Annotated in this window: 24 protein-coding genes and 2 tRNA genes; 17 read left to right on the forward strand and 9 right to left on the reverse strand. The window is 65.3% G+C overall.

The annotated features are described in order from the left end of the window. Window positions 1-28: 28 nt before the first annotated feature. The 3 genes from ACYR7D_RS09405 to ACYR7D_RS09415 all read right to left on the reverse strand — a co-directional run bounded on the left by ACYR7D_RS09405 (window position 29) and on the right by ACYR7D_RS09415 (window position 2,540). Complete coding sequence (locus tag ACYR7D_RS09405) at window positions 29-160, reverse strand: hypothetical protein (protein ID WP_459549224.1); 132 nt, start codon at window positions 158-160, stop codon at window positions 29-31. Between the two features lie 98 nt (window positions 161-258). Beyond that, a complete protein-coding gene (locus tag ACYR7D_RS09410) occupies window positions 259-1,356 on the reverse strand; it encodes a DegT/DnrJ/EryC1/StrS family aminotransferase (protein WP_459549225.1) in 1,098 nt (365 codons plus the stop codon). After that, window positions 1,353-2,540 carry an NAD(P)/FAD-dependent oxidoreductase gene (locus ACYR7D_RS09415; protein ID WP_459549226.1) on the reverse strand — a complete coding sequence of 396 codons (1,188 nt, stop codon included), beginning with the start codon at window positions 2,538-2,540 and terminating at the stop codon, window positions 1,353-1,355. The genes ACYR7D_RS09410 and ACYR7D_RS09415 overlap by 4 nt, the downstream gene beginning before the upstream one ends. Window positions 2,541-2,825: 285 nt before the next feature. On the opposite strand from ACYR7D_RS09415, the gene ACYR7D_RS09420 reads away from it, so the two are divergent. From ACYR7D_RS09420 to ACYR7D_RS09430, 3 genes are all read left to right on the forward strand, one after another. Beyond that, on the forward strand, window positions 2,826-4,148 hold the full coding sequence (locus ACYR7D_RS09420; RefSeq protein WP_459549227.1) for a hypothetical protein: 1,323 nt from the start codon (window positions 2,826-2,828) through the stop codon (window positions 4,146-4,148). Window positions 4,149-4,190: 42 nt separating this feature from the next. Further along, entirely contained in the window at window positions 4,191-5,108 is a 918-nt protein-coding gene (locus ACYR7D_RS09425; RefSeq protein ID WP_459549228.1) for a hypothetical protein, read from the forward strand. Between the two features lie 194 nt (window positions 5,109-5,302). Beyond that, window positions 5,303-6,106, forward strand: a complete 804-nt coding sequence (locus ACYR7D_RS09430) for a hypothetical protein (protein ID WP_459549229.1) — start codon at window positions 5,303-5,305, stop codon at window positions 6,104-6,106. Between the two features lie 370 nt (window positions 6,107-6,476). Here ACYR7D_RS09430 and ACYR7D_RS09435 read toward each other — a convergent pair. Next, window positions 6,477-6,539: transfer RNA gene (locus ACYR7D_RS09435), tRNA-Ser, on the reverse strand. 449 nt (window positions 6,540-6,988) lie between these two features. Here ACYR7D_RS09435 and ACYR7D_RS09440 point away from each other — a divergent pair. Next, window positions 6,989-8,130 (forward strand): IS3 family transposase gene (locus tag ACYR7D_RS09440; RefSeq protein WP_459545806.1). Its coding sequence is split into 2 segments (ribosomal slippage): window positions 6,989-7,253 and window positions 7,253-8,130, totalling 1,143 coding nucleotides; the frame shifts between segments, so codons are not numbered across the junction. 113 nt (window positions 8,131-8,243) lie between these two features. After that, entirely contained in the window at window positions 8,244-8,927 is a 684-nt protein-coding gene (locus ACYR7D_RS09445; RefSeq protein ID WP_459549230.1) for a hypothetical protein, read from the forward strand. Between the two features lie 758 nt (window positions 8,928-9,685). Here ACYR7D_RS09445 and ACYR7D_RS09450 read toward each other — a convergent pair. From ACYR7D_RS09450 to ACYR7D_RS09460, 3 genes are all read right to left on the reverse strand, one after another. After that, window positions 9,686-10,261, reverse strand: a complete 576-nt coding sequence (locus ACYR7D_RS09450; RefSeq protein ID WP_459549231.1) for a cysteine hydrolase family protein — start codon at window positions 10,259-10,261, stop codon at window positions 9,686-9,688. Beyond that, entirely contained in the window at window positions 10,258-11,187 is a 930-nt protein-coding gene (locus ACYR7D_RS09455) for a hypothetical protein (RefSeq protein WP_459549232.1), read from the reverse strand. The genes ACYR7D_RS09450 and ACYR7D_RS09455 overlap by 4 nt, the downstream gene beginning before the upstream one ends. Window positions 11,188-11,320: 133 nt before the next feature. After that, window positions 11,321-11,686 carry a GntR family transcriptional regulator gene (locus tag ACYR7D_RS09460; protein ID WP_459549233.1) on the reverse strand — a complete coding sequence of 122 codons (366 nt, stop codon included), beginning with the start codon at window positions 11,684-11,686 and terminating at the stop codon, window positions 11,321-11,323. A 121-nt stretch (window positions 11,687-11,807) separates the two neighbouring features. On the opposite strand from ACYR7D_RS09460, the gene ACYR7D_RS09465 reads away from it, so the two are divergent. From ACYR7D_RS09465 to ACYR7D_RS09515, 11 genes are all read left to right on the forward strand, one after another. Beyond that, on the forward strand, window positions 11,808-12,266 hold the full coding sequence (locus ACYR7D_RS09465; protein ID WP_459549234.1) for a hypothetical protein: 459 nt from the start codon (window positions 11,808-11,810) through the stop codon (window positions 12,264-12,266). Continuing rightward, on the forward strand, window positions 12,266-12,952 hold the full coding sequence (locus ACYR7D_RS09470; RefSeq protein WP_459549235.1) for a DUF2637 domain-containing protein: 687 nt from the start codon (window positions 12,266-12,268) through the stop codon (window positions 12,950-12,952). The genes ACYR7D_RS09465 and ACYR7D_RS09470 overlap by 1 nt, the downstream gene beginning before the upstream one ends. Beyond that, window positions 12,952-13,194 (forward strand): hypothetical protein, encoded by a 243-nt coding sequence (locus tag ACYR7D_RS09475; RefSeq protein WP_459549236.1) that lies wholly within the window; start codon window positions 12,952-12,954, stop codon window positions 13,192-13,194. The genes ACYR7D_RS09470 and ACYR7D_RS09475 overlap by 1 nt, the downstream gene beginning before the upstream one ends. Next, window positions 13,194-14,504, forward strand: coding sequence for an FtsK/SpoIIIE domain-containing protein (locus ACYR7D_RS09480; RefSeq protein WP_459549237.1), 1,311 nt, complete (start codon window positions 13,194-13,196; stop codon window positions 14,502-14,504). Before ACYR7D_RS09475 ends, ACYR7D_RS09480 begins: the two co-directional genes overlap by 1 nt. Beyond that, window positions 14,501-15,085, forward strand: coding sequence for a hypothetical protein (locus ACYR7D_RS09485; protein WP_459549238.1), 585 nt, complete (start codon window positions 14,501-14,503; stop codon window positions 15,083-15,085). The genes ACYR7D_RS09480 and ACYR7D_RS09485 overlap by 4 nt, the downstream gene beginning before the upstream one ends. Window positions 15,086-15,087: 2 nt before the next feature. Beyond that, complete coding sequence (locus ACYR7D_RS09490) at window positions 15,088-15,276, forward strand: hypothetical protein (RefSeq protein WP_459549239.1); 189 nt, start codon at window positions 15,088-15,090, stop codon at window positions 15,274-15,276. After that, window positions 15,273-15,437 carry a hypothetical protein gene (locus ACYR7D_RS09495; protein ID WP_459549240.1) on the forward strand — a complete coding sequence of 55 codons (165 nt, stop codon included), beginning with the start codon at window positions 15,273-15,275 and terminating at the stop codon, window positions 15,435-15,437. Before ACYR7D_RS09490 ends, ACYR7D_RS09495 begins: the two co-directional genes overlap by 4 nt. Then, complete coding sequence (locus ACYR7D_RS09500; protein WP_459549241.1) at window positions 15,434-16,108, forward strand: hypothetical protein; 675 nt, start codon at window positions 15,434-15,436, stop codon at window positions 16,106-16,108. Before ACYR7D_RS09495 ends, ACYR7D_RS09500 begins: the two co-directional genes overlap by 4 nt. Further along, window positions 16,108-17,811: a replication initiator gene (locus tag ACYR7D_RS09505; RefSeq protein WP_459549242.1), complete on the forward strand. Its 1,704-nt coding sequence runs from the start codon at window positions 16,108-16,110 to the stop codon at window positions 17,809-17,811. The genes ACYR7D_RS09500 and ACYR7D_RS09505 overlap by 1 nt, the downstream gene beginning before the upstream one ends. A 13-nt stretch (window positions 17,812-17,824) precedes the next feature. Further along, a complete protein-coding gene (locus ACYR7D_RS09510; RefSeq protein ID WP_459549243.1) occupies window positions 17,825-18,031 on the forward strand; it encodes a helix-turn-helix transcriptional regulator in 207 nt (68 codons plus the stop codon). A gap of 119 nt (window positions 18,032-18,150) precedes the next feature. Beyond that, window positions 18,151-19,245: a tyrosine-type recombinase/integrase gene (locus tag ACYR7D_RS09515; protein ID WP_459549244.1), complete on the forward strand. Its 1,095-nt coding sequence runs from the start codon at window positions 18,151-18,153 to the stop codon at window positions 19,243-19,245. A gap of 16 nt (window positions 19,246-19,261) precedes the next feature. Here the strand turns inward: ACYR7D_RS09515 and ACYR7D_RS09520 are convergent. After that, a tRNA-Arg gene (locus ACYR7D_RS09520) sits at window positions 19,262-19,334 on the reverse strand. Between the two features lie 78 nt (window positions 19,335-19,412). After that, window positions 19,413-20,873 (reverse strand): flavin-containing monooxygenase, encoded by a 1,461-nt coding sequence (locus ACYR7D_RS09525; RefSeq protein ID WP_459549245.1) that lies wholly within the window; start codon window positions 20,871-20,873, stop codon window positions 19,413-19,415. Between the two features lie 558 nt (window positions 20,874-21,431). Between ACYR7D_RS09525 and ACYR7D_RS09530 the strand changes: the two genes are divergently transcribed. Further along, the gene (locus tag ACYR7D_RS09530) at window positions 21,432-23,069 is read left to right on the forward strand and encodes a long-chain fatty acid--CoA ligase (protein WP_459549246.1); all 1,638 of its coding nucleotides are present in this window, start codon (window positions 21,432-21,434) and stop codon (window positions 23,067-23,069) included. Window positions 23,070-23,148: the final 79 nt, after the last annotated feature.

Below are 23,148 nucleotides of genomic sequence, written 5' to 3' on the forward strand. Positions count from 1 at the left end.
GTCCGTCGCTGGGCTGGCCTGCAGGTTGTCAGGTCAGGAGTACCAGCGCGAAATCGGCCACTCGGGTGCTCTGCCTGCGGGACTCTTCCGCGAATGCCTCGTCCAACCACGGATGTTCGAACCGCATGGCATCGAGTTGAGTCAGGAAATCGAGTCCCACCGCGCGATCCCACGACTTCGCGGGTCCGCGCCCGCCTCCGCCGTGTGGGCGTTCCGAGAATGCGTCGATTCTTTGCCGGGCTGCCCCAACCCTGCGAACTAACCGCCGATCGCGGCCTCGACCGCGGTGATCACCTGTTCGATGGTTTCGTTGTCCATGCTCCGCCACAGCGGTAGACAGACGTGGCGGTCAGCGAAGTCGTCAGCGGAGGGAAATGCGTCGGTGACGTTGAAGGCGGAAAACACCGGCTGGCCGTGCAGTGGCTGCTCGTAGACTCCCCGGGCCAAGGCCACGCCGTGCTCGGCGACGGCCGCGCGGAAAGCCGTGCGGTCGATGCCCTCGCCGAGCAGAGTGACGCATTTATGGCCACTTACCTGACCTTGGGGAGCAACGGTCGGGAAGGTCAGACCCGGTGACGCCAGCTCCGCGGCGTAGCGGTCGATAACCTCTCGTCGGGCATCCACGTCGCGGGTAAGGTGCTCGAGTTGAGCGCTGCCGATCACGGCGCCGATCTCGGTCATCCGCCAGCTGTTACCGGCGAGTATGTGCCGGCCGTTGTCGTCTTTGCCCTGGTTGCGGGCTCGGCGGGCGAATGCGGCCACGTCGGGGTCGTTGGTGGTGAGCGCGCCACCCTCGCCGCCGGTGGTGATGACCTTGGTGGCGAAGAACGACCACGCCGCCACCAGCCCGAACCCGCCTGCCGGTGTACCCGCCTGGTGCGCGCCATGGGCGTGGGCGGCGTCCTCGATCAACGGCACCCCGGCGCGGGCGCAAATCCGTGCGAGTTCGGGGAGGTCTGGGCTGAGGTAGCCGCCGATATGGACTACCACCACCGCAGCAACGTCAGGGGTGAGGCGGGCGGCGATATCGTCGAGGTCTGGGTAGAGGCCGGAGTCATAGAGCTGCACTCGGGCACCGGCGTTGCCGGCGGCGGCTGCGGTTGCGTAATTGGTGTTCGTCGGCACCAGCACGGTGCGTCCGGACACCTCGAGGCTGCGGAAGATGATCTCGAGCGCGGTGGATCCGGAGTTGACCGCCACCGCATGGTGGGTGCCGGCCATCGCGGCGACTGCGGCCTCGAAGGTTTCGGTGTGGCGGCCCAGCACGAGGTTCCCGGACCGCAGGATTTCCTCGATGGCTGCGAGTGCGACGCGGACCTCGGTCTCGGGCAGAGCCGCGGCGAACGGAACGATCATTGTGCCTGTACCTCCTGGTGGACCGCCCACGGCGAGATCCCGACGAGTTCGCGGGCACCGTCGAGATCGCGAAGCGTTGTGGGCGCCAAGCCCAGAGGCTGCGTCTCACCGGTGACCGCTGCGGCCACGTCACGGGAGGCGTGCAACGCCAGGGTCATCTTTCCTGGTAGTACGGTCCACAGCCCGCCGATCTCTTCACGCCGTTGATGGTCGATGACGGTGTAGTTCGGGGAGGTACCCCACTGGTCCTGGTCGCGGATCGTGTGTTCGGTCTTCGAACACACCCACGCGACCGGCTCGGCATGGTCGATTACTCCCGGCGCAATCCACTCGGCCAGTTCCCCGTCGAGCGCGGCGGCTTCCGCAGTCGGAACGGGCCAGCGCCCGCGCCGCTCCACCGTGCGTTGTGCTCCGCCGTAACGAGAAGCCAGCACGGTGCCGACGACAGCGGCGGGCGCGAGGGCCGGCCATCCGAACTCCAAGCCGATGACCGGGCGGGTCAGGGCGCCAGAATAGGCGGTCAGCATCTCCAGCCGCGAGGCCAGCTCTGCGCCGACCACCGAGCCAGCGCGGTCGAGCAGGTCCCGGGTGCCGATACCTGCGCACACCACCACCTGCCGGGCCCGCACCACTCCGTCACCGGTGAATACGCCACGGACCCGGCCTTTGTCGATGAGGATCTGGTCGGTGGTGAGCCCCACCGACACCTCGACTCCCAGGTCCATGCATCGAGCGGCCAGCGCTGTCAGCAGCGCGCGGGTGTCGAGGACAACCTCGTCGATCGCGCAGGCCGCGATGTCGCGGGCCTCGGTTCGGAAGACCGTGCCGAGATCACGAGGATCGACTGTGTGATGGACGATATCGTGCCTGCACCACAGGTTTTGGTAGTTGTGCAGCGTGTTCACGGTCGCGAAGTACCAGCACGATTCGGCCGTGACAAGGCAGTCGGGGAACGAGGCCCGGTAGGCAACCTGTGCTTGTCGGCAGGCGGCGACGATTTCGGGATGCCACCGCGCGTATAACGCTCCGGAATGAATTAGTCCGTGGTTGCTGGTCGTCGCGCCCGACCCGAGTAGGTCGCGCTCGATAAGCCGTACCCGCCGGCCGGATTCTGCGAGCCGAGCCGCAGTCATCAGACCAGTGACCCCACCGCCGACGATCACACAATCGACTTCGGTTGTCATCCTCCACCGCCTTATCTGCCTGTGGTTGGAAGGCATCAGGTGCCCAAGGTCCCAGGTCGGCGGCCGGAATTCGGAGAACCGCTCAGCCCAGCTCCGAATCCCGACGCTCGGGCACGCTCCCGGGCACCTGATGCTGGTATCAAGCCTGCACCGAGCCAATACTGTTGGGCGAGCGCATATACCGGGCGGGCGAATGTGCAGAATATGCGGTCGACAATCACGGCTCCGGCATACAGTCTCTGCCATAGTGACGGAATCAGTGCAGGTCAAATAGGTGGTGGGGCCATGAATGACCCGGTTTTCGCGTGGGACACATCAGAATTCCGTGCTGCCCTGGCTCAGGGCCGACCCGGCCGTGCGTTCAAGCTGGTCCGTAAGGCCGCCGGGCTCACTCAGGCCGGGTTCGGTGAACTCATGCATTGGAACCGGACCCATGTGGGTCGGATCGAACGCGACGAGGTCGCCACGCTGTGCGATGTCTACCAGCTCGGACGTGCCGCCGACGCACTCGGTATCCCGCGGCTGGCATTGCTGCCGGCCTTGCTCCAAACCCCTGAGGTTGGGAACATCGAAATCACCGACTATCAAGGAGCCGATGTGGACCGTCGACAGTTCGGGCAGGTCAGCGCCCTCATCCTCGGCGCGGCCCTCACCGCCACCGCCTCACCGGCCAACGCTGCCGCACCAGCGACGCCCCGACTGGTCGGGTCCGACCATGTCCGGTATTTTGCGGCGGCTGCGGATCGGCTGTGGGCCCACGACAACGATTTCGGTAGCGGCGGCATGCTTCAAGCCGCGGTCGATCAATTCGCCACCGCGCAGCGGTTGCTCGACCACGCTGACTACGACACCACGACCGGCACCGAACTGGCCGCCGTGACCGCTGATCTCGGACTGGTGAGCGGTTGGCTGTCCTACGACAGCGGTGACCAAGCCACGGCGGCCCGCTGCTACAAAGATGCCCTGATCCTGGCCGAACGCAGTGGTGACGACTCCGTTGCCGCCGACATCATCGATGCACTACGCCAGCAGGCATGGACCGCCGGCCGAATGCGCGAAGCGTTGCAGCTGAGCCTGCGGGCCAGTGACCGCAGCCGCAGTGATCGCTCCGCCCGCTTGCAAGCCATCCTCGCCGCTCGCGAAGGCGTCGCCTACGCCGCGGTCGGAGACCGCCGCGAATGCGAACGCGCGCTCGCCGCCGCCTGGCGGCAGGTCGACCGGGGCCTGGACGACCCGGACGATCCGGTCCGGCTGCATTACATCACCGCGGATGAGATTCGCACCATCGAAGCCCACGCCCGCCGGTATCTCGGTGAATACGACACCGCCGCCGGGATCTACCACGACACCATCCATTCCGGCCGGCATCCCCTACGCGACGAGGCGTCATACCGCGCCTACTATGCCGCTTCTCTGGCCGATCTCGGCGATACCCGGGCCGCGTTGGCCGAAGGGCTCACCGCCCTCGCCCTGTTCGAAGGACCCGTGAAATCCCTGCGGCTGGTCAACGAGATGCGGCCAGTACATCACCTTGCGCTCAGCACCTCCGGCAGCGACGCCGAAGAGTTCCGGATCCGATTCCATACCCTGACCACCATCGCTGCCTGATCGAGACAGGGCCATCGGACGAAACAGAACGGAATCTAACAATTGAGTAAGAAGAAAAGGAATAAATCCGGCAAATACAAGCGGGATAAAAAGGGCTTTGACCTTCTTATGGTCGCAGCGAAAGATGCCATCGAAGCTGTCATGAGGCCTGTGCTCGGCGATATCGCTTTGGGTGATCTGGACGCCGACATCGTAAAGTCGCTGCGGGACAATATTGTGGCAGCAGGCTACTCGGACTTGTTTGCAGACCTGGTCCGTTTGATACTATGCGACATGATCGATCTCGCGGAGGTCCGTGAGGTTGTCACCAACGATGTAGCAGCTGAACTTTCGTCATCGGTCGGGGGGTTCGCGAACTTCTTTCAGAGGCTGGAGTCCGGAAACGAAACGATTGAACCGGAGTCATTCCGCGATCTCGTAGCCTACATTCTCCAGCGTTATGTTCTGCCGATTCGTGAGGGTGCGACACCCAATACGACGCTCACCGACGCATGGGTGGAAGTCGAGCGCATTGCGGGAGATACCCCCGATCTCTACATAGAATTCGCGAAGCTCGTATTCTCCGAGGCTGTCGTGGCAGCGCATCGAGACGGATACGACCCAGCTCAGCTCTTTGATGCTTCTGGCGGCACAGAAGACCCCTACCAGAACTTGGTAACCGTGCTGGAGCATCTACGTGAGTCCGATGAGGGGATGGAAAAATTTGAAGAACTGGCTTCCAGTCCCGATGGCGATGTGAGTAGCACTGTTCTAATCACGATGCTGACAAATGAGGTACTCAAACAGTTCGACCTGCAGACTATGCCGTCGCATAAGCGGTTGCACCGGGATGTGGTTGAATTTGTGGTCGGTCTTCGATGGGATGAGGTCGATCTCGACGCTAGAGAGCTTGCCATCCCGGAAGACTTGGCCGTACGGCTAGAAGCCGAGCGTGACCGAATGTGGGGGTCACAGAGCTAATTTCTTGTCGTGCAACGCTCGTTAGGTAATCGGGTCGCCGGATTCGGGGCCGACGGTGAAGTCGTGGACCGGTTCGGCCTGCTGGACCGGTTTAGTCCGTAACCGGCGTGAGCGAGCTCGACCTCGGAGTTGCGCCACGCCGTTGAGCGATCGCTGCTGCGGCAATTAGCATCGGATCTGCCTCGTCACCAACGGTGCTCCGGAATCATGCCCTCGACTACACCCGGCTACGCACAATCGTCTCCGATGCCGCCGCATGGATGGCCCGCCAGCCCGCCGGTAGCCAGGCCGTGGTGATGGTCGCAGTGCTGCTGGCCGCCGTGGGCATCGGGTTGGCCGTGCAGGCCTTGGCGGGGATGACCCGGATGATATGGCTGGGCCCTTGGCCCCGCCTGCTGGCCCCACTTCAGCGCAAGCGGGTCGAAAGCCGTCGACGCCGCTGGCACACCCGGGTGAACCACCGACGCACGCTGCAGCGGACCCATCTGCCAGCATCTCGCACCTCGGAGCAGCAACACCAGATCGACACCGCCGCCGAGCAAGTCAACCGACTAGCCCTGGCCGAGCCAGGTAGACCCACATGGATGGGCGACCGCATCCACGCCCTCGAAACTATCGCCCATAACCGCTACGGCATCGACCTGAGCTTCGCCTGGCCCCGCCTCTGGCTGGTACTTCCCGACACCGCCCGCACTGAGATCACCACCGCGAACGGAACATTCGCTGCCGCCACGGCCACCGCTACCTGGGCATGGCCCTACCTGTTCCTCGGCGCCCTGTGGTGGCCCGCGTCGCTCATCGGAATCGGCATCGGTGCGACCGGATGGGTTCAAGCACGCGCGGCCATCACCGACTTGACCACTCTGTCCGAAGCAGCCCTGGACCTGAACGGACGCAGCCTCGCCACCGCTCTCGGTGTCGCCGAACCCGAAGGCCTCGGCCCGCTCACCCCCACCGAAGGCGAACAACTCACCGCCCTCATCCGCAAGGGACGCTAATCCTCAGCCGAACCCAATCCCACACCCACCGAATAACCAAGACGCCGAGGAGCCACTAACCCCTTCCGGCCATGCCGACCTTTGCCAGAGGATGTCTGTTGCCGACAAATGGGTTGCAGCAGTGGGCTTCGATCGGCGTCGAGAACCGCCCGGATGTAACCCACGGTAATGCCGCTGAGAGAGTGATTGTGGCGGTGGAGAGTGCAGGGAAGTTGGACCGGCCGCCACTCAGGCTCGATGTGCGTTCCCATGTTCGCTGTGCCCTAGACGGCACACGGAGCAATACGCCTGACCTGCGGTTTCATGATGCAGGCTCGGCGGGATTACAGGGGCGAAGCCGTTGAACTGCGGAAACGTTGTCGCAGGTTTGTGCCCTCGGCAGGATTCGAACCTGCGACACCCGCTTTAGGAGAGCGGGAAATGTCCGTTTTGCGGGGAATGGTCGGTGTTGGCATCGTTGGCTGCGATGGCGTGACCTGGGCATTGTTCGTTGGGCTCGTTGGTGGCGGTCGGCCGTAGACGGCGGCTCTGCGGACCAGTTGCGGACCGGCGGTGGACGATGCTCCCCGCCGATTTCGCATGTCCGGGTGACTTCCCTTCCCTGTTTCGTCGTAGCCCAATGCGAGCAGCCTGACCAGATACGCTGTCCGGCAAGGCGGTGCAGTTGATCGGAGGGGACAAGCGTGACTCAGCCAGAAGGTCTCATCGGGAGTCTCACGAAGTGGCTGGAATCTCAGGGCTACCCACTTGAGATGCGTACAGCCCGGGAGTTTCACTCCAGAGACATCTTCGCAGCGCTGGTGACCTGCTCCCCGTGAATGCGACCGGCCGGAATTAGAGTCCTGTTGGCCCTGGTGAGGGCCAGAAGGGACGATAGGAACCATGGCTGGACGCAAGCGGCATTCCGCGGAGGACATCGTGCGCAAGCTGCGGCGCGCCGATGATCTGGCCGCGGAGGGCTTGACCGGCGAGCAGATCGCCGCTGACTTGGGGGTCTCGGCGGCGACACTGTATAACTGGCGCCGCCAGTACGGCGGGATGGACACCGATGCCGCCAAAGAACTCAAGGAGCTGCGGGAACAGAACGCCCGATTGAAGCGGCTGCTCGCCGACGCTGAGCTGGAGAAAGACGCCTTGCGGGAGATCAGCAAGGGAAAATTCTAGGCCCGGCGGCCAAGCGACGCGCCGTGGACATGCTCCGGGATCGGATGGGCATGTCCGAGAGGTTCGCGTGCAAAGTTGTCGGGCTCGCCCGCTCCACCTATCGACGGTTGCCGACCGCGCAGACACCGACTGATCCCGACGCCGGGGCGCGGGCCTGGCTGCGTGGTTATGCGGCCAAACACCCATGCCACGGGTTCCGCCGGGCTTGGGCAGCTCTGCGGTTCGACGAAGGCCATCGGGTGAATATCAAACGGGTGCACCGGCTCTGGCGACAAGAGAGCCTGCAGGTGCGGGCGCATCACCCGCGTAAACGTGCCGGGATCTCGTCGGTGCCGGCGGTGGATGCGGATGCGCCGAGGGTGGTGTGGGCGCTGGATTTCCAGTTCGATTCCACCGTCGACGGGCGTGCGGTGAAAATCGCGTCGATGATCGACGAGCACACCCGCGAATCACTGCTGCACCTGGTCGAACGGTCGATCACCGGCGAGCGTCTGGTGGCCGAACTGGAGCGGGTCTTCGCTGCCCGTGGGACGCCGAAGGCGCTACGTCTCGACAACGGTCCAGAGATGGTTTCTGCAGCACTGCAATCGTTTTGCGAGGATCGGGTCGGGATCTCCTATATTCCGCCGGGCACGCCCTGGAACAATGGATTCGTCGAGTCGTTCAACCGGCGCCTGCGCGTGGAGTGCCTGAACCGCAACCACTGGACCAGCCTGCTCGAAGCTCGGGTGGTGATCGCGGACTTCAAGCACGAACACAACCACCGGCACCGGCATTCGGCGCTGGGCTACCGCACACCGGCCGAGTACGCTGCGGCCTGCACCCACACCCACCACCCGGTGGACTGCCACATCAACTGAACACCGATGACAACGATCCGACTCTGAAACCGGGTGGTCGCGTTATCGGGGACTGGTCACTGGGTCACTACTACGTCGATCCTGAAACCGGTCAACAGCGCGAGACTGACATTATGGTCAGGCTGAACCAAGGCTCGGGTGACACTGGTGTGGGCGTCGTGTTGGTGATCGAATGCAAGTCGGCGCGCGACAAACCATGGGTCCTGTTTTCAGGCGATCTGAGCCAGCGCTCCTCGCGCTCGCTGTACTCAGCCTTGCAGTTCACATGCCCGAAAGGGGCCAGTGTGCGACTGCAAAGCGGTCTGAAAGAAGACGATCCGGTCCCGCTTCTTTCGGGCTGCAAGCCCTTCGGTCATTCACTCGTCCGAGCGTACGGGGGGAATGAAGATGTTGCTTTCGGCGCAATGATGTCCGCCGCGAAGGCCGCGGGAGGTGTCCGCAATGCGCTCGATGCTTTTGGCTTGGTGGAGCCTAGCGTCGTGATTCCAGTGGTGCTGATTGACGCGCCGCTCGTACAGTGCACCCTTGACAAGGCCGGTCAACCTGCGCTCACGCCAATCGACCGCGGCACGGTCCGCTGGCGCTATCAGATGAAGACATCGAGCGGTATCGGTGGGACGGACATAATCGTCGTGACATCGGCCGCATTGCCCAAGCTCGTCGACGACTTGATCACGACGGGCCGAAGCCTTGAGGCCGGACTCAAGAGAACCGTAGAGGGTAAAGCTGCGCTCGCCCGATCGGCAGACCGCGAAGCCATGCTCGAAGCAGCGGCCTCGGAGCCCGATAGCGAGTAGCTGGGACTGGAGTTGACTCTGTTCTGGGGCGGTGTACCCCGGTCACGATGGCCCTGGTCTGGCTTGGTCTGCGCATGAAGGGGGCTGGCTACCCGCCTGCCCCGTAGGGCCTGCCCTTCGTGCGCAGAGGCTCGCGGGTCAAGGGTGGCGATAGCCATCACGTAGTGACGCCGACAGGCGCCCTTGACGCGTGAGTGGCGCACGAACACAATGCAGGCCAACCCAGACCAGGGCCACGCGGCCAACGGTCGCGATAACCACCGACCTCCCCGCGGCTTTCGTTCAGCAGATCACTCGCACCTGGTGAGCGGCCAAGTGATCGGCAGAGAAGCCGAGCGTTCCGACTGACCGGACAGCACTCGGTGACCGGTACGCGGGTCCGGCAGCAGGTCTATGAGGCAAGCGAGCGGAGCTCGTGCGGCAGCACCGTATGAGAGTCGGCGTACTGGGAGCCGTCGATCGGGCAGATGCCGGCCGATTCGAGCTCGGGAATTCCGTTCAGCAATTCGGCTCGGCCCTCGTCGTGTCTCGGTCTACTGCTCGGGTCGATGCTGTCTGAGCTGCCGGGAGTGGGCCGCCTGCTGATAGCGCGTGCACGCCGCCGACGTGCCGACGCGCCGGGGCGGTGAGGTACGAGCAAGACCCGTTGCGCGTCGTCGCGCGGCGGCGGCGCGCACGCGCCGCCGCAGGCGCCTTGATCCTGTATGGCGAAATTCGGCAACACTCGTGTGTGCGGTGGAGCGAGCGGGGGAGATCAGCTATGCGCTGTGCAGGTGAGTGGACGAGTTGCGCAGGGCGGCGGTCACGTCGGTGGACTGGATGAGTTGTCTGGAGCCGATGAGGCGAGACATGAGCATGAGGGCAGACCGATGGACTTCGGCTGCGGGGTGTCTGGTGGCGTTGGAGGCGCAAGCGTCTTCGATGACCCAGGGGGTGTAGTTGCCGTCGAAGGCGTCCAGTGCTGTTTTTAGTACACACCCGTCGGTGGCGATACCGCACAGGTACAGGTCGGTGTACCCGGCCAGTAGTTCGCGGCCTTCGTCGGTCAGGGCTGTGTAGGTCCGCTTGTCCAGCACCTTTGCTGTCGGTGTCTCGGCGTAGGGCTGGAGCTCGGGCGCCAGATCTGTCTGCGGTGCGCTGCGAAGTCCGTTCCACCCTATGAGCCTCTGATACGGGGAGCCCTCGTAGTTGTGATACCGGGTGAAAAGCGCGGCGTGTCCGGCCCTGGTCCACTGCTCGACAAGGTCTCGGATGATCGGGACGACGTGGCGTGAGTGCTCGTTGACGAACCCGTTCTGCACGTCGATGACGAGAAGAGCCGACTGTGTATTCATTTCGCTCCGATATCCTTCAAGGTCTCCATGGCATTCGTCAGATGCAATGGAAGACCGCTGGTTTGGACGATGGCGTCACGCATCGAGCGGTGCGCGTCGGACTCCTGGGGACGTGGCGTCAGCAGCCGCGATCGAGAAGCGCGGATGAACGCCGAACCGTACCCGGGCTCGATCCGGGGTTCTTGACCTTGCTCGATCGAGTCTGCGATATGGGCGCAGTAACTCCAGATCGACTGAACATCCAGTTCTACGGCGACGATCTGCTCTTCGGCAAGGGCGCGGTCGTCGAAGGCGTGGTACACGACGCCGGACCACGACGCGTAGCCCAGGGAAACACCCTGCACGCCGAACGGTCTCATATCGCCGTGCTCGAAGCCTTCGGCCAGTAGTTCGCGCTCGGCACCGGCTGCGTCTCGATCGGATTCGAGGAGAACTCGCGGTGAGCAGATGATCTTCAGCGCCGAGTCGAGGATTCGGCCGGACCAGATGGGCGAGTGCACCCAATAGAAACTGAGGACGTAAGAGCCGGTAGCCGGCGCTTGCGTCAAGGCGCTGACCTGCTCCGCCGCCCACTCGAGGTTTTCGGGGTAGGACTCGTACCGCCAGAACGCCAAGCTCGTCACGTCCGGGAACTCGACATCTTCGACAAGGTGCAGGATCACCGAGCCGAACGGCCATGCGTAGAGAGTGCATTGGTCGTTGATCGGCAGTGCCGTCCTGTCGCCGTTGCTGGCTGTACAGATCCGCTTGACTGCTTCCGGATCGACCTGAACCGAGATGAATTTGTGGGAACGCACGCCGAGCCGGGCCGCGGAGTTGGGCGAGACGGAGGAAGCGGCGATAACGACATCGCCCGGCGGGGTTACGGAGGTCTCCCAGGAGGAAACCAGTCCTGCGGTGATCTCCCGGCCCACCAGTGAGGTCAAGACTCGGGCGAACTCCCGTTCGGTCAAGCCCATCGCTATTCGTGCAGCGGCTACGCGGTTACGAGCGAGGGTTCCGAAGTCGGGCCGGTACCGCGACCGAGTGCGGAGGTCGGTCACATTCGAATCCATGCCCCTACCCCGCTTGTCGGCTCTTGCCTGCGGGCTGCGCTGCGGGTGGAGCCATGCCGAGGTTGGCGTATACGTCCTGCATCTGGGCTTCCAGGCGGGCGACGCGCGCGGGTAGATCCTCTGCGTCGTCGTTCTCCGGGGGGCTCGCGACGACGAATGTTCCGATTCCGTGAAGCGTCTCGGTGAGTCCTTCGTCTCGTAGGACATCCAGAGCGCGATCGATCGTGCCGGGCGCGACCGAGTACAGCTCTCCCAGTACGGCTTTCGTGGGAATCTGCGCCTCCGGTGCATAGGTTCCAGACTTGATCTTTGCGCGGAGGTCATCGGCGATGACCTGGTATTTCGGTCGCGCACGTTCCTTGTTGTCCATGCCTCCCAGCATAGGTCTCCCTAGGTCACTCATGTAGAGGTCCCTAGATCACTGTTGCATCATCTAGACATCCATGGTCATATAGATGACATCAACCACTTCGTTCGTAAGGAGTTCTGAAATGGCTATGAAGGATCTGTGGTTCACCCCGGCGTTCGAGGATGCGTTCCCGAAGGGTCTGTTCCTGCTGGGTGATGTCGAGCCGATGTTGGAGTTCAACTCCGACCGCAACGCGCCGAAGCGTCAGCGTCAGGACCTGGACGCGGAGGGTAACGGCACCGGTAAGCGGCTGTGGAAGGCGACGGTGACCGATCCGGCGGCCCCGAATGCTCGTCAGGCGAGTTTCGATCTGGTGTTCGTCGCCGATCACATGCCGGTTCCCTCGACTCCGGAGCTTGCGCCGGGGATGCGGCCGATCGTGTTGGAGGGGTTGCAGGTCAAGCCGAAGATCGCCGGTCAGGGCGAGTTCAAGTCGATCGGTTGGAACATCCGGGCGACCGGGTTCGCCGGGGACATCTCCGGCGCCAAGCAGACTCCGGCCGATCCGGGTGCTGCTCGGCCTTCCGGTAAGGCCGCGTGATGCGGGCGGCGGATCAGTCGGCGGGGATGCGATTTGCGCGCTGGTCCGCCGCACTCATCATCCTGGGGGTGGGGGCGGCGGCGTTCCGGTTGTCGTTTTCCACCCTGGAAGACCTCGCCCGGCTGGCCCGGATGCCCGCCGAGGATGCGTGGTTGTTCCCGCTGATCGTGGACGGCACGATCCTGCTGGCCACCTTCGGGCTGCTGGTCTGCGCCCGTCACAAGTCCGAACGCCGGTTTTTCCTCGGGGTGCTGGTGGTCGGCGCCCTGGTCTCGGTGGCCGGGAACTCGGTCCACGCGGTCGCAGCCGGTCAACCACTACCCGGCTGGGCTGCCGCTCTGGTCGCGGCGGTCGCTCCGATATCGCTGCTGGTCGATACCCACGGCCTGGCCCTGTTGTTCCGGGTTGCTGCCCGCCAGCGTGCCCAAGTCCAGGCCGAGCCCGACCCGGTGGCCGAGCCCGGGCCTGCCTCGGTGGCTTTGCCGGCCGAATCTGCTCCCGAACCGGTGACCGATCCGGTTCCCGAACCCGAACCGGCCGTGCCGCCTGTGCCTGTCCTCGCGCCGGTTCCCGATCCGGCCCCGGCCCTGGCTCCTGCGGCCCCGGTCGCGCCGCTTCCTCCTGTTCGTTCCTCGCGTCCGGTGCAAACGATGCTGCCGCTCGCTGTCCCTGTTGGGGGTGCCTGATGTTCTCGAAATCCACTGTCCTGGCTGTCGCGGTCCTCGCGCCGCTGCTGGCCGTCGTCCCCGCCGCTGACGCGGTCGCGGCTCCTGCTCCTGCTCCGTGCGCGATGTTCTGTGAGGACACCCCGCCCTCGGCGAAGGACTGCGCGATGTTCTGCGCTGAGCCTCCGGTGCCGCCCGCCGACGCTCGGGGTTGCCGCCTGATGTGCGACCTGGGCAAGCCGCAGGGCCAGGGGGTGGCGTGATGCTCTCGCCTGACCTGTTCATTGTCGGTGGTTCGGCGGCGGTGACCGCGTTCACCATGTGGCGCTGGCGTCGCCTCGCCGGTGTCATCGACCGCACTGCGGCCGACCAGAACTCCGGCATTCCGGGGGAGCTTGTCCCGGCGGCCTCGATCGTCACCGATTCCGCCCAACTGGCCCTGATGTGGCCTGCCCTCGGCCTGGGTTCGTGGGAGACCGGGTACCCCAACATCACCGCGGCGACGTTGACCGCTGCCGGGATGCTGGTGGAGGTCCAGATGCTGGGCGGGCAGTCCCTCCAGTCTTGGGCCAATGACGCTACCCGCGAAGCTCTGGCGGCTTACTTCGCTGTCCCGGAGGTCCGGGTGACGAGTCCGTCTCCGGGGTTTGTGCACCTGGAATTGCGTACCGTCGACACTCTTGCCGACTCGGCGCCGGTCACGGGTCTGTTGGCCTACGGGGTGGATCTGGAAGCGGTCCCGGTCGGGGTGACCGAAGACCACGATGTGTGGCGGCTGCGGGTCATGTACTCCCACATCCTGATCGCCGGTGCCACCGGCTCGGGCAAAGGCAGCGTGTTGTGGTCGATCATCAACGGCCTCGGCCCCGCGATCAAAGCCGGACTGGTGGACGTCCTGCTGGGTGACCCGAAGGGCGGCATGGAATTCGGCGCTGGTGAAGACCGGTTGTGGACCGATTTCCAGTGGACCGCCGACGGCATCATCACCATGCTGACCACCGCTGTGGCCGAGTTGGAGGAACGCAAAGCCCGGTTCAAGGCCGCCGGTATCCGCAAGTTCACGCCCAGTGTCGACGAGCCGCTGAAGGTCATTGTCATCGACGAGTACGCGGCCCTGTCGGCGTTCGCCACCCGTGAACAGGTCAACGAGGGGTTGCGGCTGCTGGGTCTGCTTCTGACTCAGGGGCGTGCGGTCGGCTTCAGCGTGATCGTGGCGTTGCAGGACCCGTCGAAGGAGAATATGCCCAACCGGCAGCTGTTCTCGGTCCGGATCGGCCTGCGCTTCGACGAACCGACCCAGACGACCATGGTCCACGGTCAGAGCGCCAAGGATCGCGGTGCGCGCTGCCACGAGATCCCCGCCACCACACCCGGTGTCGCCTACGTCGGTCAGGACGGCTCGAACGAGTTCCGGCGGGTGCGCGCCTTCTGGGTCTCCGACGACGACATCGACCGCATCGTCGACGCCTACTCCCCGGCTCAGCCGGACCTGTCCCCGAAAGCCGACTACACCGGCTTCGATCCCGATGATCTCGGTGAGGAAACCGACGGTTCCGGGTTGGTGGCGGCATGAGCAGCGGATTCACCGTGACCGCGCCGGTGCCTGATCACGTACGCGACGGAGTCAGGGAAGCCGGGTGGCCGGGGATTGTGCTGCCGCTGACCAAGGTCAGTGACCACACGGTGTTCCCGGTCATCACCATCGACCCGGACGTGTGGTTCGACCGCATCAGCCACGGGCAGGGGCCCGAGCTCGACCGGTCCACCCTCGCTATCTGGGAGGCGTGGACCAATGACCTCGGTGCACCACCACCGCGCCCGCCGGTGTCGATCGTCGGGTTCGTCTCGACCGCCACCACACCCACTCCCGCGCTGGACGCCCTCGACGCCATCGCTGGCTACGGCGCGGGGCTCTGGGTGAGCACCGGTACCCGACGCCCGACGACATTGACACTCACCGCGTTCGATCTCGCCGACATCTGGGTCGTCCACTCACAGCCCACCGGGGCCGGTGTGCTCGTGCGCGGCCGCCGTGGACCGATCGCAGGAGCCCACCGCATGACAGCACTGCGGCACAAGGAGGAACTGCTGTTCCACCGCGCACTGACCTCCATCGTCACCCACCCCCGCCTGCCGCTCGGAACGGAGAAATAGCCATGTCCCGCAACCTGATCACCACCGCGCCCGCCGACGTGATCGACCTCGCCTCCCGCCGTCGCTGCGCTCTGGAACGCGCCGGACACGACCCGGTCTCGGTCGCGATGGGCATGTTCGCCGACACCGGACAGCTGCCCGGCTGGGACTTCACCACCTACCACGACGACGGTTCCGGGTGGGCGGCATGACCCACACCCCGCCCACCACTGACCAGCCCAGCGAGCGGCCCCGCCTCGTCGTGCAGGCCACCGACCACCCACCCCGCAAACAGTCGCGGCGGACCCGGAAGAACCTGCACGAACCCTGCCCCGACCAACTCGACCTGTTCGACCCGGAGAACCCGACATGAACACCACCACCCTGACCACCGGCGCCACCACGGCCACCGTCACCACCGGCTCCCAGCGTCGGCGGGACCCGTTCGACCTGCTCGGCCTCGCGGTCCTGAACACCGGCTGGTATGCGGTGCTCGGGGCCGGGGTCGCGGTCCACTGGGCGATCCTGTTCCCCCCGATCTCTGCCCCGATCGCCTTGGCGGTCACTGCTGGTGTGCTGGTCGGCTGGCCCTCCGGCATAGCCCTGGCAGTGGCGTTCACGGCCGTGCTGCTGCTGTGGCGCAAGGCCCGCCCGGAGATGTTTGACCGGTGGATCACCGACCGGGCCCGGACCCGGTTTCTGACCTGGTGGCGTTACCGCCGCAACTGGGCCCGGCTGATGAAGGCCTGCCGCCTCACCGTCGCGACCGAAACCCGCACCGTGACACCGAAACTGCTCGCGGTCGGTATCGGCCACGGCACCGATCGGGTGCGGCTGCGGATGCTGGAGGGCCAGTCGCCGGCCGATTTCGAGATGCGCGCCGAGACCCTCGCCCACGCCTTCAAAGCCGAACAGTGCCACGCCAGCATCATCGGCCCCGCCACCGTGGAGCTGCGGTTCCGCTTCGGTGACGCCCGCGCCGAGACGGTGGTGGTGCTGCCTCGGGTGGATCACTGGACCAAGCAGGAAGGACACACCGCCTGATGAACAGCACGGCCTCGACCGATGCCGGGGTCGCCCCGGAGGTCCGGCAGACAGCGGCGGCGCGTCGTAGCCTGCCGGACTTCCGGGATGTCGCCGAAGCACTCGCCGCCCAGGAACACATCTGTGTCCGGCCGATACCGATGCTGGCCTACAACCCGAAAACCCTCACCGAGGAGTACATAGCGGCTCCGTGCAAGTCCACCGTCGCTTCGGTGTGCCCGCCCTGCGCCGAAAAGGCGCGGTTCCTGCGGATCACCCAGTGCCGGGAGGGCTGGCACCTCGACCACGAACCCGAAACCGACAAGACCGACCCCACCGAACACCAAACCGCGCTGCTGGCCGCCCGAGCGGACTTGTTCGACACCTACCAGCAGGCCAAGGCCGACGGTGATACCGACATGATGGCCGGGGTTCGGGAAGTCGTCGCCGACCTGGACGCGGAGATGAAAGAGTCCGGGTTCCGGGGACGGCTGCCCGCCCTGGACCGGGAGCAGAAGCCGCGGCGTGCCCGCTCCACCCGGCGCCGTCAGGATGTCCCGAACCTGCCTCGCCTGAAGGTCGAGAAAACCACGGTGGGCCGCACCTACGCCGGACATCAGCCGTCGATGTTCATCACGCTCACGATGCCGTCCTATGGGGCCATCAACCGCGACGGCGCGGTCAACGACAAGGGCGAAACAGTCGGGGACGGTTCCCCGGTCAACCCGGACAACTACGACTACCAGCGTGCCGCCCGCGATGTCGTGCACTTCTCGGCGCTGTTCGATCGGTGGATGCAGAACCTGCGCCGGGCGGTCGGCTGGAACGTCCAGTACTACGGCACCGTGGAGCCCCAGAAACGCGGCGCCCCGCACCTGCACATCCTGATCCGGGGCACGGTGCCCCGCGACATCATCCGCCAGGTGACGGCCGCGACGTATCACAACGTGTGGTGGCCCCCGCACGACCGCGACAGCGAGGTCTACCCCGGCGACATCGTCCCGGTCTGGGATCCGGTCCGGCTGACCTTCGTCGACCCCGCTACTCGTTCGCCGCTACTGGCGTTCGATGACGTGCAAGATCTCCTCGACGATGTCGACGACCTGGAACCCGCGCATGTGGTGCGGTTCGGGGAGCAGATGGACCGCGCTGATATCCGTGGTCACGTCCCCGGCCGCAAAGCCGACCGCGCCATCGGGTATGTCACCAAGTACCTGACCAAGTCCATCGCCGAAGTTCTGGAGACCGACTCCGACCGCACCCGCGTCCACTACAACCGGCTCCACGCCGAGTTGCAGCACACCCCGTGCTCGAAACGGTGCCCGGTCTGGCTGCGCTACGGCATCGTCCCCCAAGGCGCCACCGAGAAGACCATCCCCGGCCGCTGCAAAGGCAAAGCGCATCGGCGGGACACCCTCGGTCTGCCCGGCCGCCGGGTCCTGGTCTCCCGACAGTGGTCGAACAAAACCCTCCCGGACCACAAGGCCGACCGCGCCGAATTCGTTCGGCAACTGCTGGCCTCGGTGGGGATCGTCAAACCCGACACCTCACACCTGAAGCTGTCCATCGTCCGGCCCGGGGACCGCTCGGCCCCGCCCCGCGATCACCTGATCCTCTCGGCCATCGCCAAACGCAAGATCTGGCGCGCCGAGTACACCCGCGCACTGCTCGCAGCGGGCCCACCAGCACAGCAAGACAGTTCGGCAATTCCGGTAGCGGCATAGGAAGGGGAACACGATGAGTGAGGAAGAGTCGTATCTGCGGGCGAAGGACTGCGAGGCGCTGACCGGGATTCCGGCGGCTACCTGGCGGTGGTGGGCACATGTCGGACAGGGCCCGGCGAGTTTCAAGCTGGGGCCCCGCCGCCGGGTGTGGCGCAAGTCCGTGGTCCTGGCCTGGATCGCTGAGCAGGAGAAGCTGACCGGCACCGGTGAGGCTGCCTGATGGCTACCCACCGTAATCGTCGCTCGGGGGTCGAAGACCGCTGGACCAGGGAGGAACGGCAGGAGGATGGCACGGTTCGGCGAGTTCCCTCGACGCGCTATGGAACAGGTAAGCGCTGGATGGCTCGGTACGTCGACGGCTCGGGGAAAGAGCACGCGAAGAGCTTCGCGCGAAAGGCGGACGCCCAGACCTGGCTGGACGGCCAGACTTCGGCAGTGGTCGTGGGATTGCACGCGCCGCCATCCGCAGGACGGGTAACCGTTGATGTGGTTGCGCAAGCGTGGCTGGCGGGGCATCCCTCCTGGGAACGTGGCACACGGTCGCGGTACGAGTCGATCGTGAAGCGGCATATTCTCCCGAAGTGGGGGAGCGTGAGGCTCGCTGACCTGGTGGATATGCACGACGAGCTTCAGACATGGGTTACTGCCCAGGTGGAAGCAGGTGCGGCCGGTGGCACCGTCCGGAAGAACCTCGGCGTGCTGTCTCAGATCTGTGACCACGCGGTCAAGACTCGCAAGATCGCGGTCAATCCGTGCCGCACCGTGGACCGGCCGAAGCAGCGACTTGCCAAACGGCGCTATCTGTCCGGCGTCGAGGTCGAGCGGCTGGCCGAGTGCGCGGGTTCCAACTGGCTCACGGTGATGGTGCTGGCCTACTGCGGTCTACGGTTCGCCGAGCTTGCGGGTATGCAGACTTCCGCAATCAGTATCGGGCGCAGAAGGATTCAGGTCGAGCGGACGATTACCGAGGTGGATGGGCATCTGGTGGCCAAGGCCCCGAAGGATCACCAGCGACGAAGTGTCGCGTTCCCGGCATTCCTGGTTGAGCCGATGAAAGAGCGTGTGGCCGGCCGAAGTGATGACGCGGAGGTTTTCACCTCGTCACAGGGTGCAGTCCTGCGGGTGCGGAACATGCGGCGGGATTGGTTCGATGCTGCCGCGAAAGCTGCGGGGTTGGGTGGACTCACTCCGCACGAGCTTCGGCACACGGCCGCTTCGCTTGCTGTGTCGCAGGGAGCCTCGGTGCTTGCCCTCCAGCGAATGCTGGGCCACGACAAGCCGAGCACCACGCTGGACTTCTACGCGGACTTGTTCGATGACGATCTCGATGACGTGGCGACGAGACTCGATACGGCCCGCACTGGATTCGCTGCGGACTGGCTGCGGACTGGGGGAGCAGGCGGACAGGAAGGCTTCGAGAAGAAGCCCGCCTGATCTGCGCAGATAGTTGTGCCCTCGGCAGGATTCGAACCTGCGACACCCGCTTTAGGAGAGCGGTGCTCTATCCCCTGAGCTACGAGGGCCGGCCGGTGGCCGGTGGGCAGGAGTCTACCGGGTCACCGGCCGGGGGACCGCATCGTGGGCAACGGTGCCGGTGACGGTCAGGCCGCGCGGGTCTGCTCGTAGTCGGCCGGGTCGAAGCGGCGGGTCTTCCAGCGGTAGAGGACCGTGGCGCCCGGCCAGTTGTTGGTGATGCGGCCCGAGGCGTTGCGGTACCAGCTGGAGCAGAAGTTCCAGGGGGTGTCCTTCAGGCGTTTCTGCAGCCAGTCGTCCCAGCGCTGTTCGATATCGGGGCGGGCGGACAGGCCGCGGCCCGGGTTGCGGCCGAGGTATTCGACGGCCTGGCGGATATAGCGGGCCTGCGATTCCAGCATGTAGACGATGGAGCCGGAGCCGACGTTGGTGTTCGGGCCGTACATCATGAACAGGTTGGGGAACTCGGGGACAGAGATGCCCAGGTAGGCGCGGGCGCCTTCGGCGGCCCAGGTATCGGCCAGTTTGCGGCCGCCGATGCCGTAGATGTTCATCGGGGCCAGGAATTCGGTGCCCTTGAAGCCGGTGCCGTAGATGATGACGTCGACTTCGTGCTCGATACCGTCGGCGGTGCGTACACCGGTGGGGGTGATCTCGGTGATCGCGTTGGTCTCCACAGTGACGTTCGGCCGGGCGAGGGCCGGGAAGTAGTCGTTGGAGAACAGGGCGCGTTTACAGCCGGGGGCGTAGTCGGGGGTGAGCTTCTCGCGCAGGATCGGGTCGGGGATCTGCCGGGAACGGTGGGCGTCGGCGACCTTCACCACGGGGGCCTGGATGCCCTGCAGGTCGGTGAGGGCCAGGGCCATCACCTCGAAGAACATCCACCAGCCGAAACGTTCGGCCCAGCGGACCGGGGGGAGGTACTTGAACACGGCGTGGTGGCGCGCGGCGTATGTGGCGTCGACCTTGGGCAGGACCCAGGCCGCGGAGCGCTGGAAGAGGGTGAGGTGTTCGGCGAGCGGCTGGATGCGGGGGATGTACTGGATGGCGCTGGCTCCGGTGCCGATACAGGCCACGCGCTTCCCGGTGAGGTCGACCGAGTGGTCCCATTCGGCGGAGTGGAAGGCGGGACCGGTGAAGGTGTCGATACCGGGGATGTTCGGCATGGCCGGCCGGGAGAGCTGGCCGACCGCGGAGATCAGGACGTCGGCGGTGAGCTGATCACCGCCGGTGGTGCGGATCTGCCATTTCGCCGTGGTTTCGTCGTATTCGGCGTCGCTGATCTCGGTGCCGAAGCGGATCTTGCGTTCGAGGTCGTATTTGGCGACCACACCGCGCATGTAGTCGTGGATATCGGCCTGTTCGGAGAAACGCCGCGGCCAGTCGGAGCGGGGTTCGTAGGACCAGGAGTACAAGGGGGACGGCACATCGCAGGCCGCGCCGGGGTAGGTGTTCTCCCGCCATACGCCGCCGAAGTCCTGGGCCTTTTCGACGATGGTGAAATCGTCTATTCCGGAGCGCAGGAGCTCGAGTCCCATACCGAGCCCACCGAACCCGGCCCCGATGATGATGATGGACGGCGTTGTCATGCTCCAAGGGTAGGCGGGCAGCGGCGGGGATCCGGAGAGAACGACGGACATGGAATCAATATTTTCGGCCACTGTCCGAGGTCTCGTGAGAGTGCGCCCGTGCATCTGCAAGCAATCTCCCACCCTTCCGTCTATTGATTCGAAAAACGAATAACAACTGTTCAGAGGCTTTGTAATGGAAGATATACATCCCACCATTGGGGCATGAACTGGGTTCGTGTCTCGTTTGGATGTCATTTCGTTACCCGGCTTGGCAACGGCCCGGATTCCGGGCTATCCAGGTTTGGTGCTCGGCGGCGATGGCGCAGTGCCGGTGGCCCGCAGGGGGCGTCGCGGGCATTGCGTCCCATCCCGCCGCCCATCGCTTCCGGGGTGTCTTCCGGGCCCGTCCCGGCTCTGTCCTGGGATTCCCTGTTTTGTTCGACCTTCCCCACACCGGACTACGCCACGGTAGGGTCGGCGAAAGTGATGTGAGTCATGTTTGGTTCTGTGTCTCACCGGACCGACCGGGCTCGTATCGCCGCCGTCCGCACCCAGATGAGTTAGGGGTAGTTTCCGATGCTGAGCACCATGATGGACGAGCAGCTGTCGCTGGCGACGCTGCTGCGCTACGCGTCCACCTTCGTCGGCGATTCCACGGTATCCACCTGGACGGGCGATGGGGTGCGAACGATGACCTATCGCGAGGTCGGCGCGGATTCCGCCCGGCTGGCCAACGCGCTGACGGATCTCGGCATCGGCACGGGCGACCGGGTCGGCACGTTCATGTGGAACAACAACGAGCATTTCCTCGCCTATATCGCGATTCCCGCCATGGGTGCGGTACTGCACGCCCTGAACATCCGGCTCTCCGCCGAACAGCTGATCTACGTGGCCGACCACGCCGAAGACCAGGTGGTGCTGGTGGACGGCAGTCTGGTGCCGATGTTCGCTCAATATCTGCCGCATCTGAAGACGGTGCGGCACGTGATCGTGGTCAACGGTGATATCGCGGCGGTGACGGCGCCCGAAGGGGTCACCGTGCACGATTACGCCGAACTCCTCGCGAAATACCCGGCCGAATACGACTTTCCGGTATTGGACGAACGGTCCGCGGCGGCCATGTGCTACACCTCCGGCACCACCGGAGACCCGAAGGGCGTGGTGTATTCACACCGGTCCAACTGGTTGCACGCCATGCAGGCGACCACCCCGTCCGCGATGGGGCTGCGCAACGACGACACCGTGCTCGCGATCGTTCCGCTCTTCCACGCCAATGCCTGGGGCCTGCCGTACGCCGCGCTGATGGCGGGCGCGAATCTGCTCATGCCCGACCGCTTCCTGCAACCGGTGCCGCTGCTGGAGATGATGGCCGCGGTGAAACCCAGCTTCGCCGCGGCGGTACCGACGATCTGGGGCGGGGTGCTCGCCGCGTTGGCCGCCGCCCCGCAGGACATCTCACACCTGCGCTCGGTGGTGGTGGGCGGTTCGGCCGCACCGCCGGCGATGATGAAGGCGTTCGAGGAGAAGCACGGGGTACGGGTGGTTCACGCGTGGGGGATGACCGAGACCTCACCGCTGGGTAGTGTGGCGCAGCCGCCGCAGGGGGTCACGGAGGAAGAGGCGTGGGCGTATCGGGTGACCCAGGGGCGGTTCCCGGCCGGTGTCCGGGCGCGACTGGTCGGCGACGACGGGAACGTGGTGCCCAACGACGGCCGGTCCCTGGGTGAGGTGGAGGTGCGTGGACCCTGGATCACCGGCTCCTACTATTCGCCCGACGGGGCGGAGGTGGACGCGGGCAAATTCGACGACGGCTGGCTGCGCACCGGTGATGTCGGCAAGATCAGCCCGGACGGCTATCTGACCCTGGTCGACCGGTCCAAGGATGTGATCAAGTCCGGTGGCGAGTGGATCTCTTCGGTGGATCTGGAGAACGCGGTGATGGGCCACCCCGCGGTGGCCGAGGCGGCGGTGATCGGTATCCCGGACGAGAAATGGGACGAACGCCCGCTGGTGGCGATCGTGCCGGCGGAGGGGGCGACGGTGGAGCCGGAGGAATTGCGCGAGTTCCTGGCCGGGCGTTTCGCCAAATGGCAGTTGCCGGAGTACTGGACCTTCATCCCGGAAGTGCCCAAGACCAGCGTCGGTAAATTCGACAAGAAGCGGTTGCGGGCCCAGCACGCGGAGGGCGAGCTGACCGTGACCACCGTCCGCTGACCTCCGGGCCGGGCGCCGTCCGTGTACGGGGGCGCCCGGGCCGGATACGGGTGCGCCGTCCCCGGCGCGGTCGCGCCGG

This window comes from Nocardia sp. X0981, from assembly GCF_977089955.1.